This is a genomic window from Streptococcus suis, from assembly GCF_029616525.1.
Lineage (GTDB): Bacteria > Bacillota > Bacilli > Lactobacillales > Streptococcaceae > Streptococcus > Streptococcus suis_AF.
The window spans coordinates 1-23402 of sequence record NZ_JANFME010000023.1 but is presented as its reverse complement, the minus strand read 5'-3'; the positions used below and the strand labels follow the sequence as shown (position 1 = coordinate 23402).

Annotated in this window: 26 protein-coding genes and 1 riboswitch; of the genes, 23 read left to right on the top strand and 3 right to left on the bottom strand. The window is 42.3% G+C overall.

The features are described from left to right. Positions 1–145: 145 nt before the first annotated feature. Complete coding sequence (locus NOL38_RS08775; RefSeq protein WP_002936839.1) at positions 146–334, top strand: DUF3272 domain-containing protein; 189 nt, start codon at positions 146–148, stop codon at positions 332–334. On the opposite strand, the gene birA is transcribed toward NOL38_RS08775, so the two are convergent. Further along, complete coding sequence (gene birA / locus NOL38_RS08770) at positions 300–1256, bottom strand: bifunctional biotin--[acetyl-CoA-carboxylase] ligase/biotin operon repressor BirA (RefSeq protein WP_024382844.1); 957 nt, start codon at positions 1254–1256, stop codon at positions 300–302. The genes NOL38_RS08775 and birA overlap by 35 nt on opposite strands. Before the next feature lie 64 nt (positions 1257–1320). On the opposite strand from birA, the gene NOL38_RS08765 reads away from it, so the two are divergent. The 7 genes from NOL38_RS08765 (at position 1321) to NOL38_RS08735 (ending at position 8546) form a co-directional block, all read left to right on the top strand. Beyond that, positions 1321–2355, top strand: a complete 1035-nt coding sequence (locus NOL38_RS08765; RefSeq protein WP_171997576.1) for a M42 family metallopeptidase — start codon at positions 1321–1323, stop codon at positions 2353–2355. Between the two features lie 242 nt (positions 2356–2597). After that, positions 2598–3065: a deoxycytidylate deaminase gene (locus NOL38_RS08760; protein ID WP_014638424.1), complete on the top strand. Its 468-nt coding sequence runs from the start codon at positions 2598–2600 to the stop codon at positions 3063–3065. Between the two features lie 397 nt (positions 3066–3462). Beyond that, the gene (gene metK, locus NOL38_RS08755) at positions 3463–4662 is read left to right on the top strand and encodes a methionine adenosyltransferase (RefSeq protein ID WP_277941929.1); all 1200 of its coding nucleotides are present in this window, start codon (positions 3463–3465) and stop codon (positions 4660–4662) included. A gap of 129 nt (positions 4663–4791) precedes the next feature. Then, positions 4792–6051 carry a UDP-N-acetylglucosamine 1-carboxyvinyltransferase gene (murA, locus tag NOL38_RS08750; RefSeq protein WP_012775282.1) on the top strand — a complete coding sequence of 420 codons (1260 nt, stop codon included), beginning with the start codon at positions 4792–4794 and terminating at the stop codon, positions 6049–6051. Positions 6052–6145: 94 nt separating this feature from the next. Next, positions 6146–6718 carry a GNAT family N-acetyltransferase gene (locus NOL38_RS08745; RefSeq protein WP_044768829.1) on the top strand — a complete coding sequence of 191 codons (573 nt, stop codon included), beginning with the start codon at positions 6146–6148 and terminating at the stop codon, positions 6716–6718. After that, positions 6715–7575, top strand: coding sequence for a methionyl aminopeptidase (locus NOL38_RS08740; protein WP_002936813.1), 861 nt, complete (start codon positions 6715–6717; stop codon positions 7573–7575). Before NOL38_RS08745 ends, NOL38_RS08740 begins: the two co-directional genes overlap by 4 nt. 47 nt (positions 7576–7622) lie before the next feature. Continuing rightward, the gene (locus NOL38_RS08735; protein WP_024389114.1) at positions 7623–8546 is read left to right on the top strand and encodes a YihY/virulence factor BrkB family protein; all 924 of its coding nucleotides are present in this window, start codon (positions 7623–7625) and stop codon (positions 8544–8546) included. Positions 8547–8592: 46 nt separating this feature from the next. Here NOL38_RS08735 and NOL38_RS08730 read toward each other — a convergent pair whose 3' ends face one another. Then, positions 8593–9030 carry a GtrA family protein gene (locus tag NOL38_RS08730; protein WP_277941928.1) on the bottom strand — a complete coding sequence of 146 codons (438 nt, stop codon included), beginning with the start codon at positions 9028–9030 and terminating at the stop codon, positions 8593–8595. Positions 9031–9058: 28 nt separating this feature from the next. Beyond that, positions 9059–9161: riboswitch (PreQ1 riboswitch) on the top strand. Here NOL38_RS08730 and NOL38_RS08725 point away from each other — a divergent pair. The 6 genes from NOL38_RS08725 (at position 9159) to NOL38_RS08700 (ending at position 14384) form a co-directional block, all read left to right on the top strand. Continuing rightward, on the top strand, positions 9159–9674 hold the full coding sequence (locus tag NOL38_RS08725) for a QueT transporter family protein (protein ID WP_012027540.1): 516 nt from the start codon (positions 9159–9161) through the stop codon (positions 9672–9674). Its footprint overlaps the riboswitch before it by 3 nt. 115 nt (positions 9675–9789) lie before the next feature. Further along, positions 9790–10632 (top strand): aldo/keto reductase, encoded by an 843-nt coding sequence (locus tag NOL38_RS08720; protein ID WP_014637109.1) that lies wholly within the window; start codon positions 9790–9792, stop codon positions 10630–10632. A gap of 81 nt (positions 10633–10713) precedes the next feature. Beyond that, positions 10714–12870 (top strand): Tex family protein, encoded by a 2157-nt coding sequence (locus tag NOL38_RS08715; protein WP_277941927.1) that lies wholly within the window; start codon positions 10714–10716, stop codon positions 12868–12870. Beyond that, positions 12857–13291, top strand: a complete 435-nt coding sequence (locus NOL38_RS08710; RefSeq protein WP_105157352.1) for a SprT family protein — start codon at positions 12857–12859, stop codon at positions 13289–13291. Before NOL38_RS08715 ends, NOL38_RS08710 begins: the two co-directional genes overlap by 14 nt. 69 nt (positions 13292–13360) lie before the next feature. Then, positions 13361–14122 (top strand): hypothetical protein, encoded by a 762-nt coding sequence (locus tag NOL38_RS08705; RefSeq protein WP_277941926.1) that lies wholly within the window; start codon positions 13361–13363, stop codon positions 14120–14122. After that, positions 14112–14384, top strand: a complete 273-nt coding sequence (locus NOL38_RS08700) for a PspC domain-containing protein (protein WP_002936774.1) — start codon at positions 14112–14114, stop codon at positions 14382–14384. Before NOL38_RS08705 ends, NOL38_RS08700 begins: the two co-directional genes overlap by 11 nt. 42 nt (positions 14385–14426) lie before the next feature. Here NOL38_RS08700 and manA read toward each other — a convergent pair whose 3' ends face one another. Then, complete coding sequence (manA, locus tag NOL38_RS08695) at positions 14427–15368, bottom strand: mannose-6-phosphate isomerase, class I (protein WP_044693607.1); 942 nt, start codon at positions 15366–15368, stop codon at positions 14427–14429. A 217-nt stretch (positions 15369–15585) separates the two neighbouring features. Between manA and hprK the strand changes: the two genes are divergently transcribed. The 9 genes from hprK to NOL38_RS08650 all read left to right on the top strand — a co-directional run bounded on the left by hprK (position 15586) and on the right by NOL38_RS08650 (position 23277). Then, complete coding sequence (gene hprK / locus NOL38_RS08690; protein ID WP_024379892.1) at positions 15586–16518, top strand: HPr(Ser) kinase/phosphatase; 933 nt, start codon at positions 15586–15588, stop codon at positions 16516–16518. Position 16519: 1 nt separating this feature from the next. Further along, complete coding sequence (gene lgt, locus NOL38_RS08685; protein ID WP_277941925.1) at positions 16520–17296, top strand: prolipoprotein diacylglyceryl transferase; 777 nt, start codon at positions 16520–16522, stop codon at positions 17294–17296. Positions 17297–17309: 13 nt separating this feature from the next. After that, positions 17310–17720 carry a DUF948 domain-containing protein gene (locus NOL38_RS08680; protein ID WP_024376744.1) on the top strand — a complete coding sequence of 137 codons (411 nt, stop codon included), beginning with the start codon at positions 17310–17312 and terminating at the stop codon, positions 17718–17720. Further along, positions 17704–18237, top strand: coding sequence for a YtxH domain-containing protein (locus NOL38_RS08675; protein ID WP_277941924.1), 534 nt, complete (start codon positions 17704–17706; stop codon positions 18235–18237). Before NOL38_RS08680 ends, NOL38_RS08675 begins: the two co-directional genes overlap by 17 nt. 313 nt (positions 18238–18550) lie before the next feature. After that, the gene (locus tag NOL38_RS08670; protein WP_002936751.1) at positions 18551–19000 is read left to right on the top strand and encodes a MarR family winged helix-turn-helix transcriptional regulator; all 450 of its coding nucleotides are present in this window, start codon (positions 18551–18553) and stop codon (positions 18998–19000) included. Continuing rightward, positions 18993–19724 (top strand): ATP-binding cassette domain-containing protein, encoded by a 732-nt coding sequence (locus tag NOL38_RS08665; protein ID WP_024395014.1) that lies wholly within the window; start codon positions 18993–18995, stop codon positions 19722–19724. The genes NOL38_RS08670 and NOL38_RS08665 overlap by 8 nt, the downstream gene beginning before the upstream one ends. Continuing rightward, on the top strand, positions 19724–21235 hold the full coding sequence (locus tag NOL38_RS08660; protein WP_105120010.1) for an ABC transporter permease/substrate-binding protein: 1512 nt from the start codon (positions 19724–19726) through the stop codon (positions 21233–21235). The genes NOL38_RS08665 and NOL38_RS08660 overlap by 1 nt, the downstream gene beginning before the upstream one ends. A gap of 9 nt (positions 21236–21244) precedes the next feature. After that, positions 21245–22006: a nuclear transport factor 2 family protein gene (locus NOL38_RS08655; protein WP_105120009.1), complete on the top strand. Its 762-nt coding sequence runs from the start codon at positions 21245–21247 to the stop codon at positions 22004–22006. A gap of 146 nt (positions 22007–22152) precedes the next feature. Continuing rightward, positions 22153–23277: an aminotransferase gene (locus NOL38_RS08650; protein ID WP_105120008.1), complete on the top strand. Its 1125-nt coding sequence runs from the start codon at positions 22153–22155 to the stop codon at positions 23275–23277. Positions 23278–23402: the final 125 nt, after the last annotated feature.

Below are 23402 nucleotides of genomic sequence, written 5' to 3'. Positions count from 1 at the left end.
TATATTCAATCCTAAATATTTTTCATATCTCCTTAAGAAAGCACCAATTAGATTGGTGTTTTCTTGTTTAAAAAAGAATCGAAACCTATCAAGAAAGCATACAAAAATTCAGCCAGTTGACTGAATTTTTGGTATAATCTATTTTATGAAACTTCCACAATTTCTTTTTTTAGCCATTACAACTATTTTAGCTGTTTATTTTATGAATGCATCGATTTTGACAGGAGATTTCTTGATTGCAGGTATCTACGCCTTTATCGCCTATCGGAATCTTCATTTTGCTTACAAGGTGACTAAATTTATTCGTTTGGTGGAGAAGCAGACCAAGAAGTAAGGCTGATTTCTCCGCTGGAGATAATTTTTGCTTTGCCGTTATCTAACTGGATAACCAGGTTTCCTGTATCAGTAACAGCGATGGCAGTACCCTTAAATTCAACTTGATTTTCTACAAAGCTCACTTGTTGGCCAACGACAAGTGATTTTTCTTTGTAAAGGGCAATTAGTTCCTTCTCATCGGTTTCTAAGAAGGCTTTCCAGATGGCAGTAATGAGTTGGTTGCGGGTAAATGGTGGTTGTTCCTCGAAAAGATTTCCTGCAGATTGTTGTAATTCCTTAGGGAAATCGTCTATGCGAACATTGATGCCGACACCGATAATGACATCGGTTACCCGTTGGTTTTCCATAGAAGAGATAGCCTCAGTGAGGATGCCAGCGACCTTTTTGTGTCCGAGATAGATGTCATTGACCCACTTGATTTGGACGTCCAAGTCGCAAAGAGATTGAATGGCCTTCACAACAGCAGCTGCAGCTAAAATGGTGTAGGGCTTAAATTCTAGAAATGGAACATTGGGAGAGAGACGAAGCGACATATAAATGCCACCTGACTTGGATGCATAAAAAGGTCTCCCAAATCGCCCCTTGGCTTTATTCTGATAGGGAGCTAGATATAGGGCAGGACTAGTATGAGCTGATTCAATACCTTGTTTGGCATCTAGTTGGGTGGAGTCGCTATCCATATTCAGATGGACAGGTAGTTGAAGTTCCTGAGAGATTAATTCGGGTAGGAGTAAATCGCCTTCGGCTAATCTGTAGCCACGATTACGGGCAGCCTCAATAGTTAAACCATGCGTTTCTAACTGGCGAATGGCCTTCCAAATGGATGTCCGTGAAATGCCCAATTCCTGTGCCAAATCTTCTCCGCTGACATAATCCTCTCTCTCTTTTAAAAGGAGATATATTTTCTGATAGGTTTTCATACCTTCATTATAGCAAAAAATTCACCTAAAACGTGATATAATAGTTTCAAATAAGGAGGTTTTCATGAAGACACTTGATTACATTGTTACATTGACCAACACTCCGTCGCCAACTGGTTTTACGACGGATATTATGAATTACATCCAGGCAGAGGTTGAAAGTTTCGGCTATGCTGCTAGTAAGACCGCTAAAGGTGGTGTTTTGGTGACAGTTCCGGGGGAAAATGACCAGGAACACCGTATGGTGACTGCTCACCTGGACACACTGGGGGCCATGGTTCGTGCAGTGAAACCGGATGGCCGACTCAAAATGGATTTGGTGGGAGGATTTGGATACCCTTCTATTGAGGGAGAAAACTGCTTAATTCATTGTGCTAAAAATGGTAAGACTTTTACAGGTACTATTCTCATGCACCAGACCTCTGTCCATGTCTACCGAGATGCCAGTACCGCTGAGCGCAATCAGACCAACATGGAAATTCGTTTGGACGAAAAAGTGACCAATGCGGACGAGACGCGGGCCTTGGGTATTGAAGTCGGAGATTTTATCTCCTTTGATCCTCGTACCGTCGTGACAGAAACTGGCTTTATCAAGAGTCGTCACTTGGATGATAAGGTATCCGCAGCTATCTTGCTTCATCTTTTGAAGGTCTATAAGGAAGAGGGGATTACCCTGCCTTATACGACACATTTCTATTTTTCAAACAACGAAGAGATTGGCTATGGTGCCAACTCCAGCATTCCTGCTCAGGTGGTTGAATATTTGGCAGTCGATATGGGGGCAATGGGAGATGACCAACAGACGGATGAGTACACGGTTTCTATCTGTGTCAAGGACGGCTCAGGTCCCTACCATTATGAACTTCGTCAGCACTTGGTAGCCTTGGCTGAGAGGGATGGTATTCCTTACAAGCTGGATATTTATCCTTACTATGGTTCCGATGCTTCGGCAGCTATGCGAGCAGGTGCAGATGTTAAGCATGCCCTATTGGGGGCTGGTATTGAGTCCAGCCATTCCTACGAGCGGACCCATTTGGATTCTGTAGTTGCGACTGAGCGGATGGTAGATGCCTATTTGAAATCAGCAATGGTAGATTAAGATGAATGAAACTCGATTTATTCGTGAAAAATTGGAAGGAGCCAGTCTGACTGAGACCTTGGATTGCGTGGAAGATAGTATTCAGGTGTTTTTCTACCTTCAAAGATGAATATGTATCGACTGTTCAATCATTTTGAAGAGTAGAAACGGACAACTGTCGCTAGAAGATACTGTGGGAATGATCATGGCTCTAGACTTGGTCGAAATATATGGAATGGTGGATTGATTGGAAAGGAGAAATCATGTCAACAAATCGTTTAGCTTGGGATGAGTATTTTGCGGCTCAGGCGCTTTTGATTGCCAATCGGGCGACCTGTAAGAGAGCAAAGGTCGGTGCGGTTTTGGTTAAGGACAATAAGGTTATCGCAACAGGCTACAATGGTTCTGTTTCAGGAACCGAACATTGTTTGGATCAGGAATGCCTTATGATTGACGGTCATTGCGCTAGAACCTTGCATGCGGAAGTCAATGCCATTTTACAAGGAGCGGAGCGGGGAATTCCAAAAGGTTTTACTGCCTATGTGACCCATTTCCCATGTCTCAACTGCTCCAAGCAATTGTTACAGGTTGGTTGTAAGCGGGTTGTTTATATCAATGAATACCGCATGGATGACTATGCTCAGTACTTGTATAAAGAAAAGGGCTGTGAGTTGGTTCATTTGCCTCTAGAGGTGGTTAAACAGGCAATTGCAGATGCCGAATTTATCTAATGATTTTGTAGAAGAGTGGTTGTATAGAACAACCCTCTTTATTTTTAAGAAAATGCTAGGATAGTCGGTCAATCTATGCTATACTAGAAACGTTATTAAGTCCCGAAAAGGTAGTTTATAGACTAGTTAATATTTGCAGAAACACTTGAACCACAATTAAAGAAGCTGGTAACATTGAATAGTAAATATAAAAACTTTACTACACTTCAGTCACCATTTTCTTCAAATAAGGCTGATTTCATACAGTCTGGTATTGTCTTTCTCGTTGGGTATCTGGAAATTTTCCTTTGCTTAAGACAGGTGTCTTTCGCAAAGAACTAGTCTTCGACTAGTTCTTTGTAACCTTAGTAACCCGCTAGGTTTCTAGCATATATTCTATTTTAAGGGGGACATTTTTATGTCAGAACGTAAGTTGTTTACGTCTGAATCTGTTTCGGAGGGTCATCCGGATAAGATTGCAGACCAGATTTCAGATGCCATTTTGGACGCTATTTTAGCAGAGGATCCAGATGCGCACGTAGCGGCAGAGACAGCTGTTTATACAGGTAGTGTTCATGTGTTTGGAGAGATTTCAACCACTGCCTATGTGGATATTAACCGTGTGGTACGGGATACGATTGCGGAGATTGGCTATACAAAAGGTGAGTATGGTTTTTCAGCTGAGTCGGTTGGGGTTCATCCGTCACTTGTAGAGCAATCGCCAGATATTGCTCAAGGTGTCAATGAAGCCTTGGAAACTCGTCAAGATGCTAGTCAAGATCCATTGGATTTGATTGGTGCAGGTGACCAGGGGCTCATGTTTGGTTTTGCAGTAGATGAAACGCCTGAACTTATGCCGTTGCCAATTTCACTTAGTCACAAATTGGTGCGTCGTTTGGCCGAGTTGAGAAAATCTGGTGAAATTGCTTATCTCCGTCCAGATGCTAAGTCACAGGTAACAGTTGAATACGATGAAGACAACCGACCTGTTCGTGTGGATACAGTCGTTATTTCGACCCAGCATGATCCAGAAGTTAGCCAGGAGCAAATTCGTCAGGATGTCATTGAACGTGTGATCAAGGACATCATTCCAGCTCATTATCTGGATGACCAAACCAACTACTTTATCAACCCAACTGGTCGCTTTGTCATTGGCGGACCTCAAGGTGACTCTGGTTTGACAGGCCGTAAGATTATCGTTGATACCTATGGTGGTTATTCTCGTCATGGTGGCGGTGCCTTCTCTGGTAAGGATGCGACCAAAGTGGACCGTTCTGCATCTTATGCGGCACGCTACATCGCAAAAAATATCGTCGCAGCTGGTTTGGCTAAAAAGGCGGAAGTTCAATTGGCTTACGCTATCGGTGTTGCTCACCCAGTTTCAGTTCGCATCGATACCTTTGGTACGAGCACAGTAGCGGAAAGCAAACTAGAAGCAGCTGTTCGTCAGATTTTCGATTTACGCCCAGCTGGTATTATTCAAATGTTGGATCTCAAACGTCCGATTTACAAGCAAACTGCAGCCTATGGACACATGGGACGTACCGATATTGATCTCCCATGGGAGAAATTGGATAAGGTAGAAGCTTTGCAAGCAGTACTACTAAATACAAACTAGTATTATTTACTAAACAGGAGACAGAATTGCTCCTGTTTTTTTGCCTATCAAATAACTAGCTTTTTACCAGCTCTTGTGGTAGAATGAAACGTATGCCTTTTTAGGCAAATTAAGAAAGTGAATGTTAGTATGAGAAAAATTGTAATTAATGGTGGAAAAACACTGAAAGGGTCGGTTACCGTTAGTGGTGCAAAAAACTCAGTTGTTGCTCTTATTCCGGCCATTATTCTTGCAGACGGGATTGTTACTCTGGACGGAGTACCTGCAATCTCGGATGTAGATAGCTTAGTTGATATTATGGAAACAATGGGCGCGACGGTCAAGCGTGATGGTGAAACCTTGGAGATTGACCCTCGTGGTGTAAAAGACATGCCTATGCCATTTGGCAAAATTAATAGCTTGCGTGCATCCTACTATTTTTACGGTTCCCTCCTTGGTCGCTTTGGTCAAGCTGTTGTTGGCTTGCCAGGTGGTTGTGATTTGGGACCGCGTCCGATTGATTTGCACTTGAAAGCATTCGCGGCAATGGGAGCTGAGACAACCTATGAAGGTGACTATATGCGCTTGGCAACTAATGGTCAGCGTATTCAAGGGGCACATATCTTCATGGATGTTGTCAGCGTCGGTGCGACAATTAATACTATCTTAGCAGCTGTCAAAGCAGAAGGCCGTACAGTTATTGAAAATGCGGCGCGTGAACCTGAAATTATTGATGTGGCAACTTTGCTTAATAATATGGGGGCACGTATCCGTGGTGCGGGTACAGATATTATCACCATTGAAGGCGTAGATAGTCTAAAAGGAACACGTCATCAGGTGATTCCAGACCGTATTGAAGCAGGGACTTATATTGCCCTTGCTGCTGCTGTTGGTGAAGGTATTCGTATCGATAATGTCCTTTATGAACACTTAGAGAGTTACATCGCTAAGTTGGAAGAAATGGGTGTTCGCATGACCATTTCTGAAGATAGTATTTTTGTTGAAAAGCAAGAGAAATTGAAGGCGGTAAGTGTGAAAACTTCACCTTATCCAGGTTTTGCGACAGACTTGCAGCAACCCATTACACCTTTATTGCTTAAGGCAGAAGGGACTGGTACGATTGTTGATACGATTTATGAAAAACGTGTTGGTCATGTGCAGGAGCTTGCTAATCTTGGAGCAAAAATCTCTACTCGTAACAACCATATTGCCTTTGAAGGTCCAAATCAACTGACTGGTACATCTGTTAAAGCTACTGATTTGCGTGCGGGAGCCGCAATGGTTATTGCTGGTTTAATGGCCCAAGGGCGTACAGAAATTACAAACATTGAGTTTATTCTACGTGGTTACTCAAATATTATTGATAAGCTGACAGAATTAGGTGCAGATATTCAATTGATTGAGGACTAGAGAGTCTAATTGAGAACTACTTTCTCAAAACGTAAACGATTTAAAAACAAAACAATCTGGGGCTGGGAGTAATTCTCAGCCCCTTGGGTACACTATGACACTTTGGACAAGACTAGCGAAGTTTGCTTACTTTGAAACGGACCGTTTGTATTTACGACCATTTTCTTTTGAAGATGGAGAAAGTTTCTATGAAATTGTATCAAATCCCGAAAATCTTCCTTTTATCTTTCCAGCTTTGGAGGACAGAAATATTGCTTTTTCGACAATGGTTGAAAAATTTATGCGTTCACCATTGGGAAACTGGGCTTTAGTTGATAAGTATTCGGAGAGGATGATTGGTGCGCTTTGCTTTGAAAAGGTAGATGAACGTCAACTTTCTGCGGAGCTCAGCTATTTCCTAAAAAAAGACTACTGGAGAAGAGGCTTAATGACGGAAGCAGTGAGGACTTTAGTGTATCTAGCTTTTTATGAAATTGGTCTTAAAGAAATAACTATCATCACCCATGAGGAAAATGTGGCCAGTCAGATGGTGGCGAAAAAAGCTGGTTTGGTACAGGTTGCGCAGTATCGCGGAAGTGACCGCTATAGCCATAAAACAAGAAATTATCTAAAATTTAGCTTGAAGAGGGCTGAATTTAGTTTAGAAATGTATGAGGAGAATGAATGATTACCATTAAATCACAACGAGAAATTGATGCAATGAACCGTGCTGGAGATGTTCTGGCTGGTATTCATATTGGTTTGCGAGAGATTATCAAGCCAGGTGTGGACATGTGGGAAGTAGAGGAATATGTCCGTAAAACGTGTAAGGAAAAGAATGTTTTGCCACTCCAAATTGGTGTTGATGGAGAATTGATGGATTATCCTTATGCGACTTGTTGTGGATTGAATGACGAGGTCGCTCATGCTTTTCCGCGTCATTACAAACTTAAAGAAGGTGATTTACTGAAGGTCGATATGGTTTTGAGCGAGCCTTTGGATAAAGCGGTAGTTGATGTTTCTAAGCTCAACTTTAATGATGTCAAGGCTATGAAGAAAATCACCCAGACCTATCGTGGTGGTTGTGCGGATTCCTGCTGGGCTTATGCGGTTGGTCAGGTCTCTGAGGAAGTTCAAAACTTGATGGACGTGACTAAGGAATGTTTGTATCGCGGTATCGAGCAAGCCGTTGTTGGTAATCGTATCGGTGATATTGGTGCAGCCATTCAAGAATATGCAGAAGGTCTTGGCTACGGTGTTGTTCGTGACTTGGTAGGGCACGGCGTTGGACCAACCTTCCACGAAGAACCGATGGTTCCTCATTATGGAACTAAAGGTCGTGGACTCCGTTTACGTGAGGGCATGGTTTTGACTATCGAGCCAATGATAAACACAGGGACTTGGGAAATCGATACGGATATGAAGACTGGTTGGGCTCATAAGACACTTGATGGTGGTTTGTCTTGTCAATACGAACACCAATTTGTCATCACCAAAGATGGACCAGTTATTTTGACCAGTCAAGGTGAAGAAGGGACCTATTAATTCTCGATGTGGTCGTGAATAATAGATGAATGAGGAAGGAGGAGAGAATGAAGAAAACCAGAATAGTTGAAGGTTTGAAAACATTCTGCTCAACCTTCTTTTCTTTTTATCGTTCTGCTGATAGCGATGTAACAAGTGTTGCAGTAGCTTACTATTTGTTAATTTCTATTTTCCCTATTCTTTTAACTCTTGCGAATTTACTGCCATATTATCCATTTGATGTGGATATGATTTTATCGGTTGTAGCTGAATTTGTGCCAGACAAGCTCTATCCTTCGGTTTCATCTTTTATTACTTCTGTATTAACAAAGCCGTCGTCATCATGGTTAGGGATTTCAATTCTGACCACTCTTTGGACCCTGTCACGTAGTATGACTATTTTGCAGAAGGCCTTTAATAAGGCTTATGGCATCAATGAACACCGTGATTTTATTATTGGGCACTTGATTGGCATATTTTTAGGAATTGGTCTGCAGGTAATTATCCTCTTAAGTATTACGCTTTTGACTTTCGGGCAGGCAGTTTTTTCTTATATTAATAAGCTGGTTCCTATTGAAGACGCCTGGCTGAAGGGACTTCTTAGTCAAACACAGTTAGTAGGTTTAATGGCTTTGTTTGCCGCCTTGGTTATGCTTTATTTCTTTTTGCCAAATGTTCGGATAAAAAAAGTTCGATATGTTTTTCCAGGAACGTTGTTTGTTCTGTTGACGATGACTTCTATTGGAAAGTTATTTTCGATTTATGTTGATAATTATGCTAATAAGTTGCTGGATTTTAGAATAGTAACAGCTGTCGTCTTTCTTGTTTTTATGCTTTGGTTCATTTTTATGGCTCAGGTACTCATCATTGGTGCAATGATTAATGCTACGGTTCAAAGTATGCAGGTAGAAGAGTTTCATGCTAGAGATGGGGATATTGTTTCTATCTTGAATAGGCTAAAGGAAAGATTTACAGCGATAGATAAAGAATGAAGCAGGAAAATCAAGCTATATATAAAAATGAGGTTCCGTTGGAGCCTCATTTCGTATTTTTAAAGATAAAGAGTTTGCTCAAGAAATAGTTGACCACAATGACCAAGACTTGTGAGAAGAGTGTGGCGATGGCGTTGACAAGTGTCAAATCATGGTTGACAAACTGCCCAATCAATTGTGGGTAAGCTTGTACTAATAAATAGGCTAGAGCCATATCCATGACCAAGGTCGCGATGCGGGCAGATACAAACTTGACCAATCGCTGAGGCCAACCCTCTCTGGCTTGTTTGAAAACAAAACGGTCGTTGGTCCAAAAGGCAAAGAGGATAGCTACTGCATTGGCTAAAAGAGTTACTAGCAGAATGGATGGGATGAACAGAAAGAGCCCCATTCGAGTGACCATATAGACAAGGGTTGCTGCCACACCTGCAATCAAATAGAGAATAACTTCGTTATTGATGAGTTGATAAAATAGTTTTTTCATAGGACTAGTCTATCATTTTTAGCAAAAATATGCTATACTAATCAACGTTGTTGACAAATTCAATGACCCTTGGGGCTTGCTCACTTTACCCAAGCATATTTTAAGCTTTTTTGCTAAAGGAGAATTTTATGAATACATCTAAATGGACTGCCAGAGATATGGCAGAAATTGCTCTTGTTGCGGCGATTTATGTCGCTCTTACCTTGACACCGCCATTGAATGCTATTTCCTTCGGTGCTGTTCAGTTTCGTTTGTCTGAAATGCTCAATTTCTTGGCTTTTTATAATCGTAAGTATATTATCGCTGTGACCATTGGTTGCATGATTTCCAACTTGATTGGTTTTGGCGTGATTGACCTCTTTGTGGGTGGATTCTCGACATTAATCTTCGTTACGTTGGGAGTTATCCTGTTTGAAAAATACAAGAAGGACTATCTATTCGGTGGATTATTTAACAAGGCTTTCTTTTATTTCTCATTCTTTTTTGCGGCAACTATGTTTACCATTGCTTTAGAATTAAAAGTCTTATATGATTTACCATTCTTTCTAACTTGGTTGACAACAGCAGCAGGAGAATTGCTTTCTCTATTAGTTGGAGCTGTTGTTATCGATAAACTATCCAAGAAAATAAATTTTGAAAAGTAAGTATACAATAAATGTGAGCAGACACTTTCGGGTGTCTTTTATTTTTAGGTCGCATTATTTTGTATTGATTGACAATTTAGTTTATACTGGGGATAGAAGAAATAGGAGGTCTTTTATGACAAGATATACGTTTTCAAATGGTGTAACTGTTCCTAAAATTGGTTTTGGAACTTGGCAGATACCCGATGGTGAAGTGGCGTACGGTGCGGTTTCTTATGCATTGGAAGCTGGTTATCGCCATATTGATACTGCTCAAATTTATGGCAATGAAGCTAGTGTTGGTCGAGCTATAGCTGATAGTGGTCTAGCTCGTGAGGATATTTTTTTAACAACTAAGGTTTGGAATGACAAGATTGGTTATGAAGATACCCTTGCTTCAGTAGAAGAATCCATGCAAAAACTTCAGGTGGATTATCTGGATTTGTTACTAATCCATTGGCCAAATCCAAAGGCTATTCGCGACAGCATTGGCTGGAAGGAACGCAATGCCCAGGTTTGGAAGGCATTAGAAGAGCTCTATCGTGCTGGAAAAGTGAAAGTAATTGGAGTTTCTAACTTTATGGAACACCATCTAGAAGCTTTGCTGGAAACGGCTGAGATTATCCCGATGGCTAATCAGATTATGTTAGCTCCAGGAACTCCTCAGTCAGAATTAGTTGCTTACTGCAAAGCCAAAGGGATTCTCTTGGAGGCCTATAGCCCATTTGGTACAGGAAGCCTTTTCCAAAGCCAAGAGGCAGCCGATTTGGCCAAAGAAGCTGGTTGTAGTGTTGCTCAGTTAGCGTTGGCTTGGTCTTTAGATAAAGGCTTTCTCCCTCTCCCGAAATCAACTAGTCCAGAAAATATTAAGGCGAATTTGGAAATTGATGGCTTGGCTATTAGTCCGACAGCAGTTGCAAAGTTGGATAAACTAGAAGGAGTAAAAGGTCGACTTGACCCGGATCAGGCTGAATTTTAATTAGCTATTGAGAGCATGTAGTTTATCTACGTGCTTTTTCTATTGAGTCATTTGTACCGCTTTCATGCTATAATAGTAGCTATGGAAGAAAAATATTTGAAAATTGCTCAGGAGTTGGGCGTTAGTTTAAAACAGATTGATACAGTTCTCTCTTTGACGGCTGAAGGCAACACCATTCCCTTTATTGCTCGTTATCGGAAGGATGTGACGGGGAACTTGGACGAGGTGGTCATCAAGTCTATCATTGATCGGGATAAGGCCTTGACTGCTCTTGCTGACCGTAAGGCTACTGTCCTTGCCAAGATTGAAGAACAAGGCAAATTGACAGACCAGCTCCGTCAGGCTATCGAGGAAGCGGAAAAGTTGGCAGATGTGGAAGAACTCTACCTGCCTTATAAGGAAAAACGTCGGACCAAGGCAACGGTGGCGCGTGAGGCTGGACTGTTCCCGCTGGCTCGTCTAATTTTGCAGAATGTGGCTGACTTGGAAGAACAGGCTGCTAGTTTCATCTGTGAAGGTTTTGATACTGCTCAGGCTTGTTTGGCTGGGGCTGTGGATATTTTGGTCGAAGCTATCTCAGAAGACAACAAACTTCGGGCCTGGGTTTACCATGAAGTACAGACCAATTCAAGCCTGACTTCAGAGCTAAAAGATCAAGAAGCAGATGAAAAAGAAGTCTTTCAGATTTACTATGATTTTTCTGAGAAAGTGGCGAAGATGCAAGGCTACAAGACCTTGGCTATTAACCGCGGTGAGAAATTAGGTGTTCTAAAGGTTACTTTTGAACACAATGTGGATAAAATGGTTCGTTTCTTTGAGCTACGTTTTTCACAGACTAATAGCTATATCAATGATGTGATCCAGCAGGCTATTAAGAAGAAAATTCTACCTGCCATGGAGCGCCGTATTCGGACAGAATTGACGGAAGAAGCAGAAGAAGGAGCTATCCAGCTCTTCTCTAAAAACCTACGAAATCTGCTCCTTGTATCTCCCCTCAAAGGCAAGATTGTCCTTGGTTTTGACCCTGCCTTTCGAACAGGGGCCAAGCTAGCAGTGGTAGATCAGACTGGAAAACTTTTGACTACACAAGTCATCTATCCAGTTGAGCCGGCTGGTCAGCGACAAATTGCTCAGGCAAAAAAAGACTTGGCAGACCTGATTGGGCAATACCAAGTGGAAATCATTGCTATCGGAAATGGAACGGCCAGCCGTGAATCTGAAGCCTTCGTAGCTGATTTACTCAAGGACTTCCCTGATGTTTCTTACGTCATCGTCAATGAAAGCGGAGCTTCTGTCTACTCAGCTTCTGAACTGGCCAGATATGAGTTTCCAGACCTACCTGTGGAAAAACGCTCTGCCATTTCCATCGCCCGCCGTCTGCAAGACCCTCTGGCTGAGCTGGTCAAAATCGATCCTAAGTCCATCGGTGTCGGCCAGTACCAGCACGATGTCAACCAGAAGTCTCTGTCTGAAAGTCTGGATTTTTTGGTCGATACGGTGGTCAACCAGGTCGGTGTCAATGTCAATACGGCCAGTCCTGCCCTTTTGGCTCACGTTGCTGGTCTTAACAAGACCATTTCGGAGAACATCGTCAAGTACCGCGAGGAAAATGGTGCTCTGACCTCTCGTCAGCAGCTCAAAAAGGTGCCTCGTCTGGGTGACAAGGCCTTTGAGCAGGCAGCTGGTTTCTTACGCATCCCAGATGCGACTAACTTTTTGGACAATACTGGCGTGCACCCCGAGTCTTACAAGGCTGTGGAAAACCTGTTAGAACTTCTAGCTATTGACCACTTAGATGAGGCTGCGCAGGAAAAATTAAAGCAGGTAGCTATCGCGGATACGGCAGAAAAAATCGGTGTTGGTCAGGAAACCTTGAAGGACATCATCGCAGACTTGCTCAAGCCAGGTCGTGATTTACGGGATGACTTTGAAGCACCAGTCCTCCGTCAGGATGTCTTGGATGTCAAGGACTTGGTAGTCGGACAGGAATTGCAAGGTACGGTCCGCAATATTGTGGACTTTGGAGCCTTTGTGGACATCGGTGTCCACGAGGATGGTCTGGTCCACATTTCACGCATGGTCAAACGCAAACGAGATAAGAATGGACGCCAACAAGCCTTACCGCATCCTAGCGAAGTCCTCGCTGTTGGGGAAATCGTAACCGTCTGGGTGGTTGAAGTGGATATCAAACGAAATCGTATCGGTCTTAGCCTTTTGAAACCAAATGGATCTGAATAAGTATGTGCAAGAAGTCTCCTTGCAAGACTTCGGTAAGGAATTTCGGCATGTAGCAATCTGGAACAGGCGATTACGCTCAACGGGTGGTCGCTTTTTTCCAAGGGATGGGCATTTGGATTTCAATCCCAAGCACTTGGAGGAGCAAGGTTTAGAAGTCTTTCGGAAGATTGTCCGTCACGAGCTCTGCCACTACCATCTCTACTTTGAGAAGAAAGGCTATCGGCACGGAGACAGGGATTTTAAAGAATTGCTGGCTGCGGTGGACGGCCTGCGCTATGCTCCTAAACTGGAACAAGCTGCTAAGCCTAGTCTGATTTACAGCTGTCAGTCCTGTGGGCAAGTCTACCAGCGCAAGCGCCGCATTGACCTAAAAAAATACCGATGTGGGAAGTGTAGGGGCAAACTTACTTTGAAAGAATAGAGAATCAGTCTTCGGGCTGATTTTTTTGTGGAGAAATGTGATATACTAGAGTAGAATTGAGGTGAGTCTATGACGCAAAAGAGAGAAGAACGCTTAATTGAGTTATATGAAAAAGGTGTCTTGACTAAGGAAGAGGCGCGTGCCTGTTTTAAGGAAATGAATCAAGAACCAGACTTTCTTTTTGTGGAAGAAAAAGTAAAATTGAATTTTACCTTGCCAAGTTTTAAGGTCTTTGCTTCCTCCAAATTGAAACAATCCTATAGTTTTGAAGGGATTGAATCACTCTTTTTAAAATTATCTGAGGGACGTCTAACTTTGGCTAAGTCTAAAAATAATCAGATTAGTGTGGAGATTTGCTACAATCAAGATGCACCAGAAGATAAGCTTCCTCGTCTTTATGTTGAAAAAAATGGGCTTTATTTTCACAGTAGCTTGGCCTGTTGTTTGACAATCAACTTGCCTCAGGAATGGATGTCAGTGCTGGATTTGGAACTTGGTCAGGCGGATGCTCGCTTGGATTACTTACCATTTGAAGATATTTCTATCCGCAGTTCAAGGGATAAAAAACAACAGGATATTCGCTTGACGACTTGCGGTGGTTATCCCCAACACTTGTATGTGCAACTAGCTCAGGCTCCCTTGACTTTACAAACTGGCAAAGGCCAGGGAATTCGGGGGCAGATTGAGTCGCAATCAGGCCATGTCTTGGTTAACCGGAAAAAGAAAAACAGTCCCTATCAGTTTGAAAAATCTGGCAATGATTTACTTTTCTTGAAGGTACAAACAGGTCAAGGGGGCTTTTACGTGAAAGGAATAAAAGATGTCAATTGAATTGTATAAAGTAAGGCAGGGGAAGATAGTATCTGGGGTTCTTGCCGGCATAGCGCATAAATTGGGCTGGGAATCCTGGGTAACACGCGCTATATTTATTGCAGGTCTCCTCTTAGGAAAATCCTTCCTCCTTCTGATTGCTCTCTATATTGCAGCAGCTTATTTTTTACCATATAAGGAAGATAGGGACGCGGAACGCTATGGAACAGGTCCACGTAAGATAAAAGAAGCGGAAAAGATAAATAAGTCTTGGTTTGAATAATGCAAAAAAACTTGAGTTTAAAGGCTCAAGTTTTTTGTATGCTTAGTTTGTGTGGCTTGCGATGATGTTCATTTGGCCTGTAAAAGTCCAGTCTGTCACATCGGCTGGTAAGATAAAGTGGCTTCCTTTTTGAAGTGGGTAGCTGGTTTCACCGACTTGGATGGCACCTTCCCCTTCAATGACACTAACAAGCAGGTAAGGAACTGTCTGTTCCATTTTGATTTCTTGCTGGATATTCCATTTATATACGGTAAAGAAGGGATTGGCAACCAGAAGTGTCGAGTCAAGATTGCCTGCTTTGAGGTGGGCAGGTGTTGAGTTAGCAACAGGTCCGATGGTCAGTACATCAATCGATTTCTCAATGTGTAGTTCACGGAGGTTGCCTGCATCGTCACGGCGGTCAAAGTCATAGACACGGTAAGTTGTATCACTAGATTGTTGTGTTTCTAAAATCAGGATTCCCTTACCGATGGCGTGCATGGTGCCGCTTGGTACAAAGAAGAAATCACCCTTTTTGACGGGTACATGGGTCAACAGCTTGTCCCAATCTCCGGCTTCGATTTGCTGACGGAGTTCTTCTTTGGATTGGGCATTGTGACCATAAATGATCTCAGCTCCGTCTTCGGCTTCTAAAATGTACCAACATTCTGTCTTGCCCAGTTCCCCTTCGTGAGCTAAGCCATAGCTATCATCGGGATGGACTTGGACGCTAAGCCAATCGTCTGCATCAAGGATTTTTGTTAACAATGGAAAGACATCATCTGTTGGATTGCCAAATAAATGTTTTTCATTCTTATAGAGGTCATCCAGTCCTCTTCCTTTATATTGACCGTTTGAGACAGTTGTTACGCCGTTTGGGTGGGCAGAGATTGCCCAACATTCCCCAGTCTTTTCACTAGGAATGTCGTAGTGGTAGTTGGTCCTTAGGCGATTGCCCCCCCAAATTTTTTCGTGCATAACAGGTGTGAGAAACAAGGGTTCCATGATTTTCTCCTTAGTAGTAAGTATTGAACTATATCAAGTATAACAGATTTGTTAAAAATATGTAGCGAAGGAAGAGAAGTGCATTTAATCTGTGGAAGTTTTGCTAATTTTGTGAGAAAAAGAGAGAAACACATTCTTTTTACCAAATCAGCCCCTTGTTTTTCCCACAACCCCTTGCTTATGGTATAATAAGATAAAAATGAAAGTGAGGGTAGAGATGACTGTTTATGTAAAAGATTTGGTCGAAAATCTACGAATTGAATGTGCTTATAGTACGGAAGAGCTTCTACAAAAGCAAATTACAACGGCAGATATAACTCGACCGGGATTGGAGATGACAGGTTATTTCGATTACTACGCTCCAGAACGAATACAGCTAATGGGGATGAAGGAGTGGTCTTATTTGATGGCCATGACTGCCCATAACCGCTATCAGGTTCTTTCTCAGATGTTCCAGCCAGAAACCCCTGTTGTCATAGTGGCACGTGGCTTGGAAATCCCTGAGGAGATGTACAAGGCTGCAAAAGAAAAACAAATTGCTATCTGCCGCAGCAAGACAGCAACCAGTCGTCTATCGGGAGAATTGTCTTCTTACTTGGATAGTCGCCTGGCTCAGCGGACGAGTGTACACGGTGTCTTGATGGACATTTACGGAATGGGTGTGCTTATCCAGGGTGATTCTGGTATCGGTAAGAGTGAGACTGGTCTTGAGTTGGTTAAACGAGGACACCGATTGGTGGCTGACGACCGTGTTGATGTCTATGCAAAAGACGATGTCACTCTCTGGGGTGAACCTGCGGAAATTCTGCGACACTTATTAGAGATTCGAGGAGTCGGCATTATCGATATCATGAGTCTATACGGTGCTAGTGCCGTGAAAGATTCATCAGAAGTGCAATTAGCTGTCTATCTTGAAAATTTTGAAACAGGTAAGGTATTTGACCGTTTGGGAAATTCAGGCGATACTATCGAAATAGCAGGAATTGCTATTCCACAAATACGTATTCCTGTAAAAACCGGTCGAAATATTTCTGTCGTAATTGAAGCAGCAGCCATGAACTACCGTGCCAAACAGATGGGGTTTGATGCAACGAAGATCTTCGAAGAACGCTTGTCTAATCTAATTGAACACAATAGAGAAGAGGCTTAATATGGATCCTATTGCGATTAAATTAGGTCCCTTAGAAATTCGTTGGTATGCAATCTGCATTTTGCTTGGTCTGATTCTAGGTGTTTATCTGGCGACAAAAGAGGGACCGCGAAAGAAAATTCGCCAGGATGATATTTTAGATTTTATTCTAATCGCATTTCCGCTTTCTATCATAGGGGCACGGATTTACTACGTCGCCTTTTCATGGAGTGAATATAAGGATAACATTTTATCTATCTTCGCTATCTGGAACGGTGGTATTGCCATCTATGGTGGTTTGATTACAGGTGCAATCGTCCTTTATTTCTTTACCCAGTATCGCTTTATTAATACCCTGGATTTTTTGGATATTGTAGCGCCATCGGTCATGATTGCTCAGGCAATCGGTCGTTGGGGAAATTTCTTTAACCAAGAGGCCTATGGTAAAGCAGTAGAAAGTTTGAACTACCTGCCAGCCTTTATCCGAGACCAGATGTATATTGATGGTGCCTACCGTCAACCAACCTTCTTGTTTGAGTCTCTCTGGAATTTGCTAGGCTTTGGCTTGGTTTGTGTGTTACGTAGACGGCCAAAATTCCTTAAACAGGGAGAAATTGCAGCTTTCTACCTAGTCTGGTATGGTTGTGGTCGCCTTTTGATAGAAGGCTTGCGGACGGACAGCCTCATGTTCTTGGGCATTCGTGTTTCCCAATGGCTATCTGGGGTGTTAATCCTCGTTGGTATTATCATGGTTATGTTGCGGAGAAGAAAGTCTTCTATTCCATTCTATCAACCCTAAAGGAGAAGATATGATTATTGAAATTTCTGTCTTGATTATTGCCTTGTCGATCGCGGCGGTGGCAGTATATATTGTTTTGTTGTTGAAAAAATTGGGTACGGTAACGGATGAAGCCCAGCAAACGCTTAAGGTCTTGACCAGCGATGTCAATGTGACTCTCTATCAGACCAACGAGCTTTTGGCTAAAACCAATGTTTTAGTCGAAGATGTCAATGGTAAGGTTTCGACCTTGGATCCCCTCTTCGTTGCGGTTGCGGACTTGTCCACTTCTGTATCTGATTTGAATGCTTCAGCGCGTGATTTGACGGTCAAAGCCAAGTCTGCTGGAGCAAGTACTGTAAAAGCCGGCGGAGCTCTTTCAGCTCTGTCAACTCTCTCATCTCTCTTAGGTAAGAAAGGAGAAAAAAATGGTAAAAAAATCTAGTAGCGTGTGGACTAGCCTTTTGTTAGGGGCAGCAGGCGGAGCTGCTGCAGCTGCTTTTCTAGCAAGTAAAACTGGTAAAACAGTCAAAGAAAAAGTTGTAAACTTTGCTAATGACTATAAAGAAAACCATGAAGAAATCAATGCTGATTTTGTCACTAAGGCACAAGATTTAGGCAAACAAGCGACTGAACGATTTACCGAAGTAAAAACTCAACTAGAAACTGGCGAGTTAACAGTAGAAGATTTGGTCAAGTCAGGTAAGGAAAAATCTGTCGAAACCTTTGAACAAATCAAGGAAAAAATTGCAGAGCAAAACCTGTCAACGGCTGACATCTTGGAAGCCATCAAAGCAAAGACGGCTAAAGCTCCAACAGTGGATTTAACAGAAGAAGATGTTGAGGATGCTGTGGTGGTGTCTGAAGATATTGAAATTGATATCGAAGATGTTCAATCTGAAGTGGTATCAGAAACTGTTTCGGAAGTAGCAAGCGAAACTGCCTCAGTAACAGGAGAATGATAAAAAGAAACTAGCTTAGAATTTTCTAGGCTAGTTTTGTTATCTGATTATCATTTGTTTTGTGTAAATTAAAAGTAGATAATTTTAGGGATTCAATATGTTTGAGTGGATGAAGACGGGAATCTATAATAAGGTAGTTGATGTCTCAAAATAGTCAAAATGATTGACTATTTTTCTTTTTTTGGTAAAATAGTAAAAAATATTGACTAACATGATTACAGGAGGAAGTCGTTGTGAAAATTGTTGTTGTTTTGAACACTAGTAGACCAGAGGCTTTTAGTAAGGTAGTTGTGCTCACTGAGGAGGGGGAAGGATGATGGAAGTTGAGAAAAGGAGTAAGGATTATGCTCGTATGTTTGACCAGCAAGTCGGTCTTTATGAAGACTATGCTCGTGGACATGGACTCAATGCAAAATGCTTATCCATTCTCATGTGGATTTATTATAATCCCGGAGGTGTGACGCAAAACTGGGTCAGTAAGAAGACCTATTCAAGCAAACAAGTTGTCAATGCTACTGTAAAGAAATTTTTGGATGGAGGCCTGGTAGTTTTAGAGGAGAATCCAGCAGATAAGCGACATAAGAAAATTAAATTGACAGAGGAGGGGCAACAATTTGCTAGTCGCATTTTGGATCCCTTAGAGGAGGCGGAAAATAAGGCGCTGTCTCAACTCAGTCAGGAGGAACAGGAGCTTATGCTAGGATTAATTCAGCGCTACAGTCAGAGTCTCATGGCTATTTTAAAAGGAGAAGATGATGATTGATTATCAAAATGTATCTCTGACCTGTAAGGTTAGCGGACCAATCTTGAAAAATTTGACCTTTGATATTCAAGAAGGGGAGTTCTTTGTCTTGATTGGACCGAGTGGTAGCGGAAAGACAACTACGTTGAAATTGATTAACCGTCTAATTGAGCAGACCGAGGGAGAGGTTTTTTTTCAAGGTAAGCGACTTAAGGATTTCGACCTGCGTGAATTACGTTTGGAGACAGGTTATGTTCTTCAGCAGATAGCCCTTTTTCCAAATATGACGGTAGCTGAAAACATTGCTCTTATTCCTGAGATGAAAGGTTTGGGCAAGGAAGAAACCTTGACGAGGACGAGAGAGCTCTTGACCAAGGTTGGCTTGGAACCAGACAGCTATCTGGATCGTTTGCCCAAGGACTTGTCTGGAGGAGAAAAACAGCGAATCGGGATTTTGCGGGCCATCATTGCCAATCCGAAAGTGTTACTCATGGACGAACCTTTCTCAGCTCTGGACCCAATCAGTAAGGCTCAGTTGCAGGACTTGATTAAGGAGTTACATGAGGAATTCAAGATGACAACGGTTTTCGTTACCCATGATATGGATGAGGCGGTTAAATTGGCGGATCGCATCTGTCTCATGCAAGATGGACAAGTTGTGCAATTAGGAAGTCCTGATGAATTGAGGAATTATCCTGCCAATGATTTTGTCAAGGAATTTATCAGAGCTCGAGGAGGTATGTAATGAACCTATTTGAAACCTTTATAGAACGCAAGGACGAGTGGGGAATCGCTCTTTTTGAACACCTTCGCATCTCCCTTCTAGCTTTGATTATTGCGATTGCAATTGCAGTACCTTTGGGACTGATTCTATCTAGTAAAAAACGCTTGACCGAGTGGAGTCTGCAAATAACAGGTATCTTCCAAACTATTCCATCCCTTGCTTTGCTTGGTCTTTTCATTCCTTTTATGGGAATCGGAACCTTGCCAGCAGTAGTAGCACTTGTTATTTATGCTATCTTTCCTATCTTGCAGGGGACATTGACAGGACTTGGAGAAATCGACCCTTCTCTGGAAGAAGCAGCAACCGCTTTTGGTATGAATAAATGGGAGAAGTTGAAAAAATTTAAGTTAGCTCTTGCCATGCCTATTTTGATGTCAGGGATTCGGACGGCTTCCATTATGATTATCGGAACGGCGACTCTGGCAGCCTTGGTGGGAGCTGGGGGCCTGGGCTCCTTTATTCTACTTGGAATTGACCGCAATGATTCAGCCCTGATTTTGATTGGTGCGGTATCGTCGGCTGTCCTTGCTGTACTTTTTGGTTATGGCATTCGTCTGTTGCAGGACAAGAAACCCAAGACAATTTTATTGGCTCTATTGGTGACTTTATTTACTGTTGGAGCTAGTTATGTTCCCATGCTTAACTTTTCCACAAAGCAGTTGGTCATTGCAGGGAAGCTCGGTGCAGAACCTGAAATTCTCATCAATATGTATAAGTTGTTGATTGAGGACCGGACAGACATCAAGGTGGAGATAAAACCTAATTTCGGAAAGACTAGCTTCCTTTATGAGGCACTCAAATCAGGTTCTATTGATATTTATCCTGAGTACACAGGGACCATTACAAGTACTCTTTTGAAAAATTCATCAATGGATTTATCTACTAATTCTGATGAGGTTTACACTTATGCCAAAGAGGCGATTTTGGAGCAGGATGGCTTGTTTTACCTAGCACCAATGGCTTTCCAGAATACCTATGCTTTGGCTGTAACGGAAGATTATGCTCAGAAAAATGGGATTGAAAAGATTTCGGATTTGGCAAAAGTGCAGCAGACAGCTGTTGCAGGCTTCTCATTAGAGTTTAACGATCGCGAAGATGGTAATATCGGTCTAAAAAATCTATACAATCTCCAACTCAATGTCAAGACCATGGAGCCAGCCCTTCGTTATGAAGCTATTAAGAGTGGTAATGTGCAGATTATCGAAGCATATTCTACAGACAGCAAGGTAGTCACTTACAAATTGAAAATCCTAGAAGACGACAAACGGCTCTTCCCACCCTACCAGGCCGCTCCGCTATTGTCCAAAGAAACCCTAGAGAAATACCCTGAGTTGGAGCAAGCCCTAGGGGTCTTGGCAGGCAACATCTCGACCGAGGAAATGACGCGGATGAACTATGCGGTCGATGTGGAAGGCAAGTCGGCAGAGCAAGTGGCGAGGGAATATTTAGAACAAGAAGGATTGTTAAAATAAGAGAAAATCATGTCAAATCAACTAGAAAATGCTAAAAATCTTTACCTTCGTGGCATTCGCGATGGCGAAATCAAGGAAGTTCATGAAAACTATATGGGAGCCACTTACACTCAGCACAGTACGGGTGTTCCTGATGAGAAAGAGGGCTTTGCGGCTTTCTTTGAGGACTTTTTCAAACGCAATCCCAAGCGGGAAATCAATATCGTCCGTGCCATTGAGGACGGGAATTTTGTCTTTGTCCATGTCCACCAGAAACTCAATGACGGTGCGGCTGAGTGGGTGACGGCAGACATTTTCCGTTCGGATGAAAATGGTTGTATCGTTGAGCATTGGGATGTTATCGATGCCTATCCAAAAACCATTGGCCAAACAGACCCGATTTACGCAGACTTTGAGCTGACTGACCTAGATAAGACTGAGGACAACAAGAAAATCGTCCGTCGTTTCTTGGTCGATGTCCTTCAAAATGGGAAAATCGAGAAATTTGACGACTATGTGGCAGCTGATCTTATTCAGCACAACCAAGAAATCGCCCAAGGCGGTGTAGCCTATAAGGACTATCTGGTAGAGAGTCAAGTCAACTACGACTTTGTCTTTAAGGTGATGGGACAGGGTGACTATGTGGTGGCTTATTCGAAAGTCTGGATTGCAGGTCAGGACTACGCTCACTTTGACATCTACCGCCTCAAAGACGGAAAGATTGTCGAGCACTGGGACAACAAGGAAGTCATACCAGACAAAAAAGACTTGACGAATTTAGGGAAGTTTTAAGGGAAAAAAGCAGAGCAGGCAGTCTCGTTTGAGATTGTCTGTTTTTTAATAATAGTAATATTCTTTACTTGTTATGTTGCATATTTATACAATTATTGAAAGAATATGGTACAATAAGGGTAGAATAAATAAAAGTAGGAAGTCTTATGAAATTACCACGTTTCGGCGTTGAGGAGTGGCTGAATGTCCATGAAACCAGCGCTACCTATGACATTGCAGGAGTGTCCATTTCTGCCTTAACCTTAGAAGAATTGTTCGCCTTGTCGGGCACCAATCCTGAGGATTTTTATAAGAAATTGCAGGGCACCAAGCTCAATTATGGCTGGATAGAAGGTTCGCCAGCATTTAAAAAATCGGTTAGTCAACTCTATACAGGCGTCAAGCCAGAACAAATTCTCCAGACCAACGGGGCAACAGGGGCAAACTTGTTAGTTCTTTATGGTTTGATTGAGCCAGGAGACCATGTCATTTCCCTTTATCCGACCTACCAACAACTCTACGATATTCCAAAGTCTTTGGGAGCAGAAGTGGATTTGTGGCAGATTGAGGAGGAAAATAGCTGGTTGCCAGACTTGGAAAAACTGCGTCAGCTCATCCGTCCTAACACTAAGATGATTTGCATCAATAATGCCAATAATCCAACTGGTGCTGTCATGGATAGGGCTTATTTGGAAGAATTGGCGGAAATTGCTAGTGAAGTTGGAGCCTACATCCTATCGGATGAAGTCTATCGTTCCTTTTCTGAGCTGGATGTGCCATCTATTATAGAAGTCTATGATAAAGGAATTGCTGTAAATAGCTTATCCAAGACCTATTCTCTGCCAGGTATTCGTGTCGGTTGGGTGGCAGCCAATCATCAAGTGACGGACATTCTGAGAGATTATCGGGATTACACTATGATTTGTGCAGGTGTCTTTGACGATCTGGTGGCTCAATTAGCTTTGGCCCATTATCAAGAAATTCTAGAACGAAATCGGGGCATTTTAGAAGAAAATTTAGCAATTTTGGACCAATGGATTGAGAATGAACCCCTCGTTTCCTATATCCGTCCAGCGGTTGTTTCTACCAGCTTTGTCAAGATTGCAGTGGATATGCCCATGGAAGATTTTTGCTTGCAACTTCTGCAAGAACATGGTGTTCTTCTAGTGCCTGGCAATCGGTTTGAACGTGACGGCTATGTCCGTCTAGGTTTTGCCTGTGAACAAGAAACTCTAATCAAAGGATTAGAAAAATTATCCCAATTTTTAAGAAGATTCGATAACAAAAACTAGCTCAGGTGGTTGAGCTAGTTCAGAATGAAGACAAAGTCGTTAGAATTATATTTCTAACGGCTTTTTCATATGTAAAGTAGTATAATAGAGATAGGAATACTAGCTAATAAGCAGAGGGAGAATCG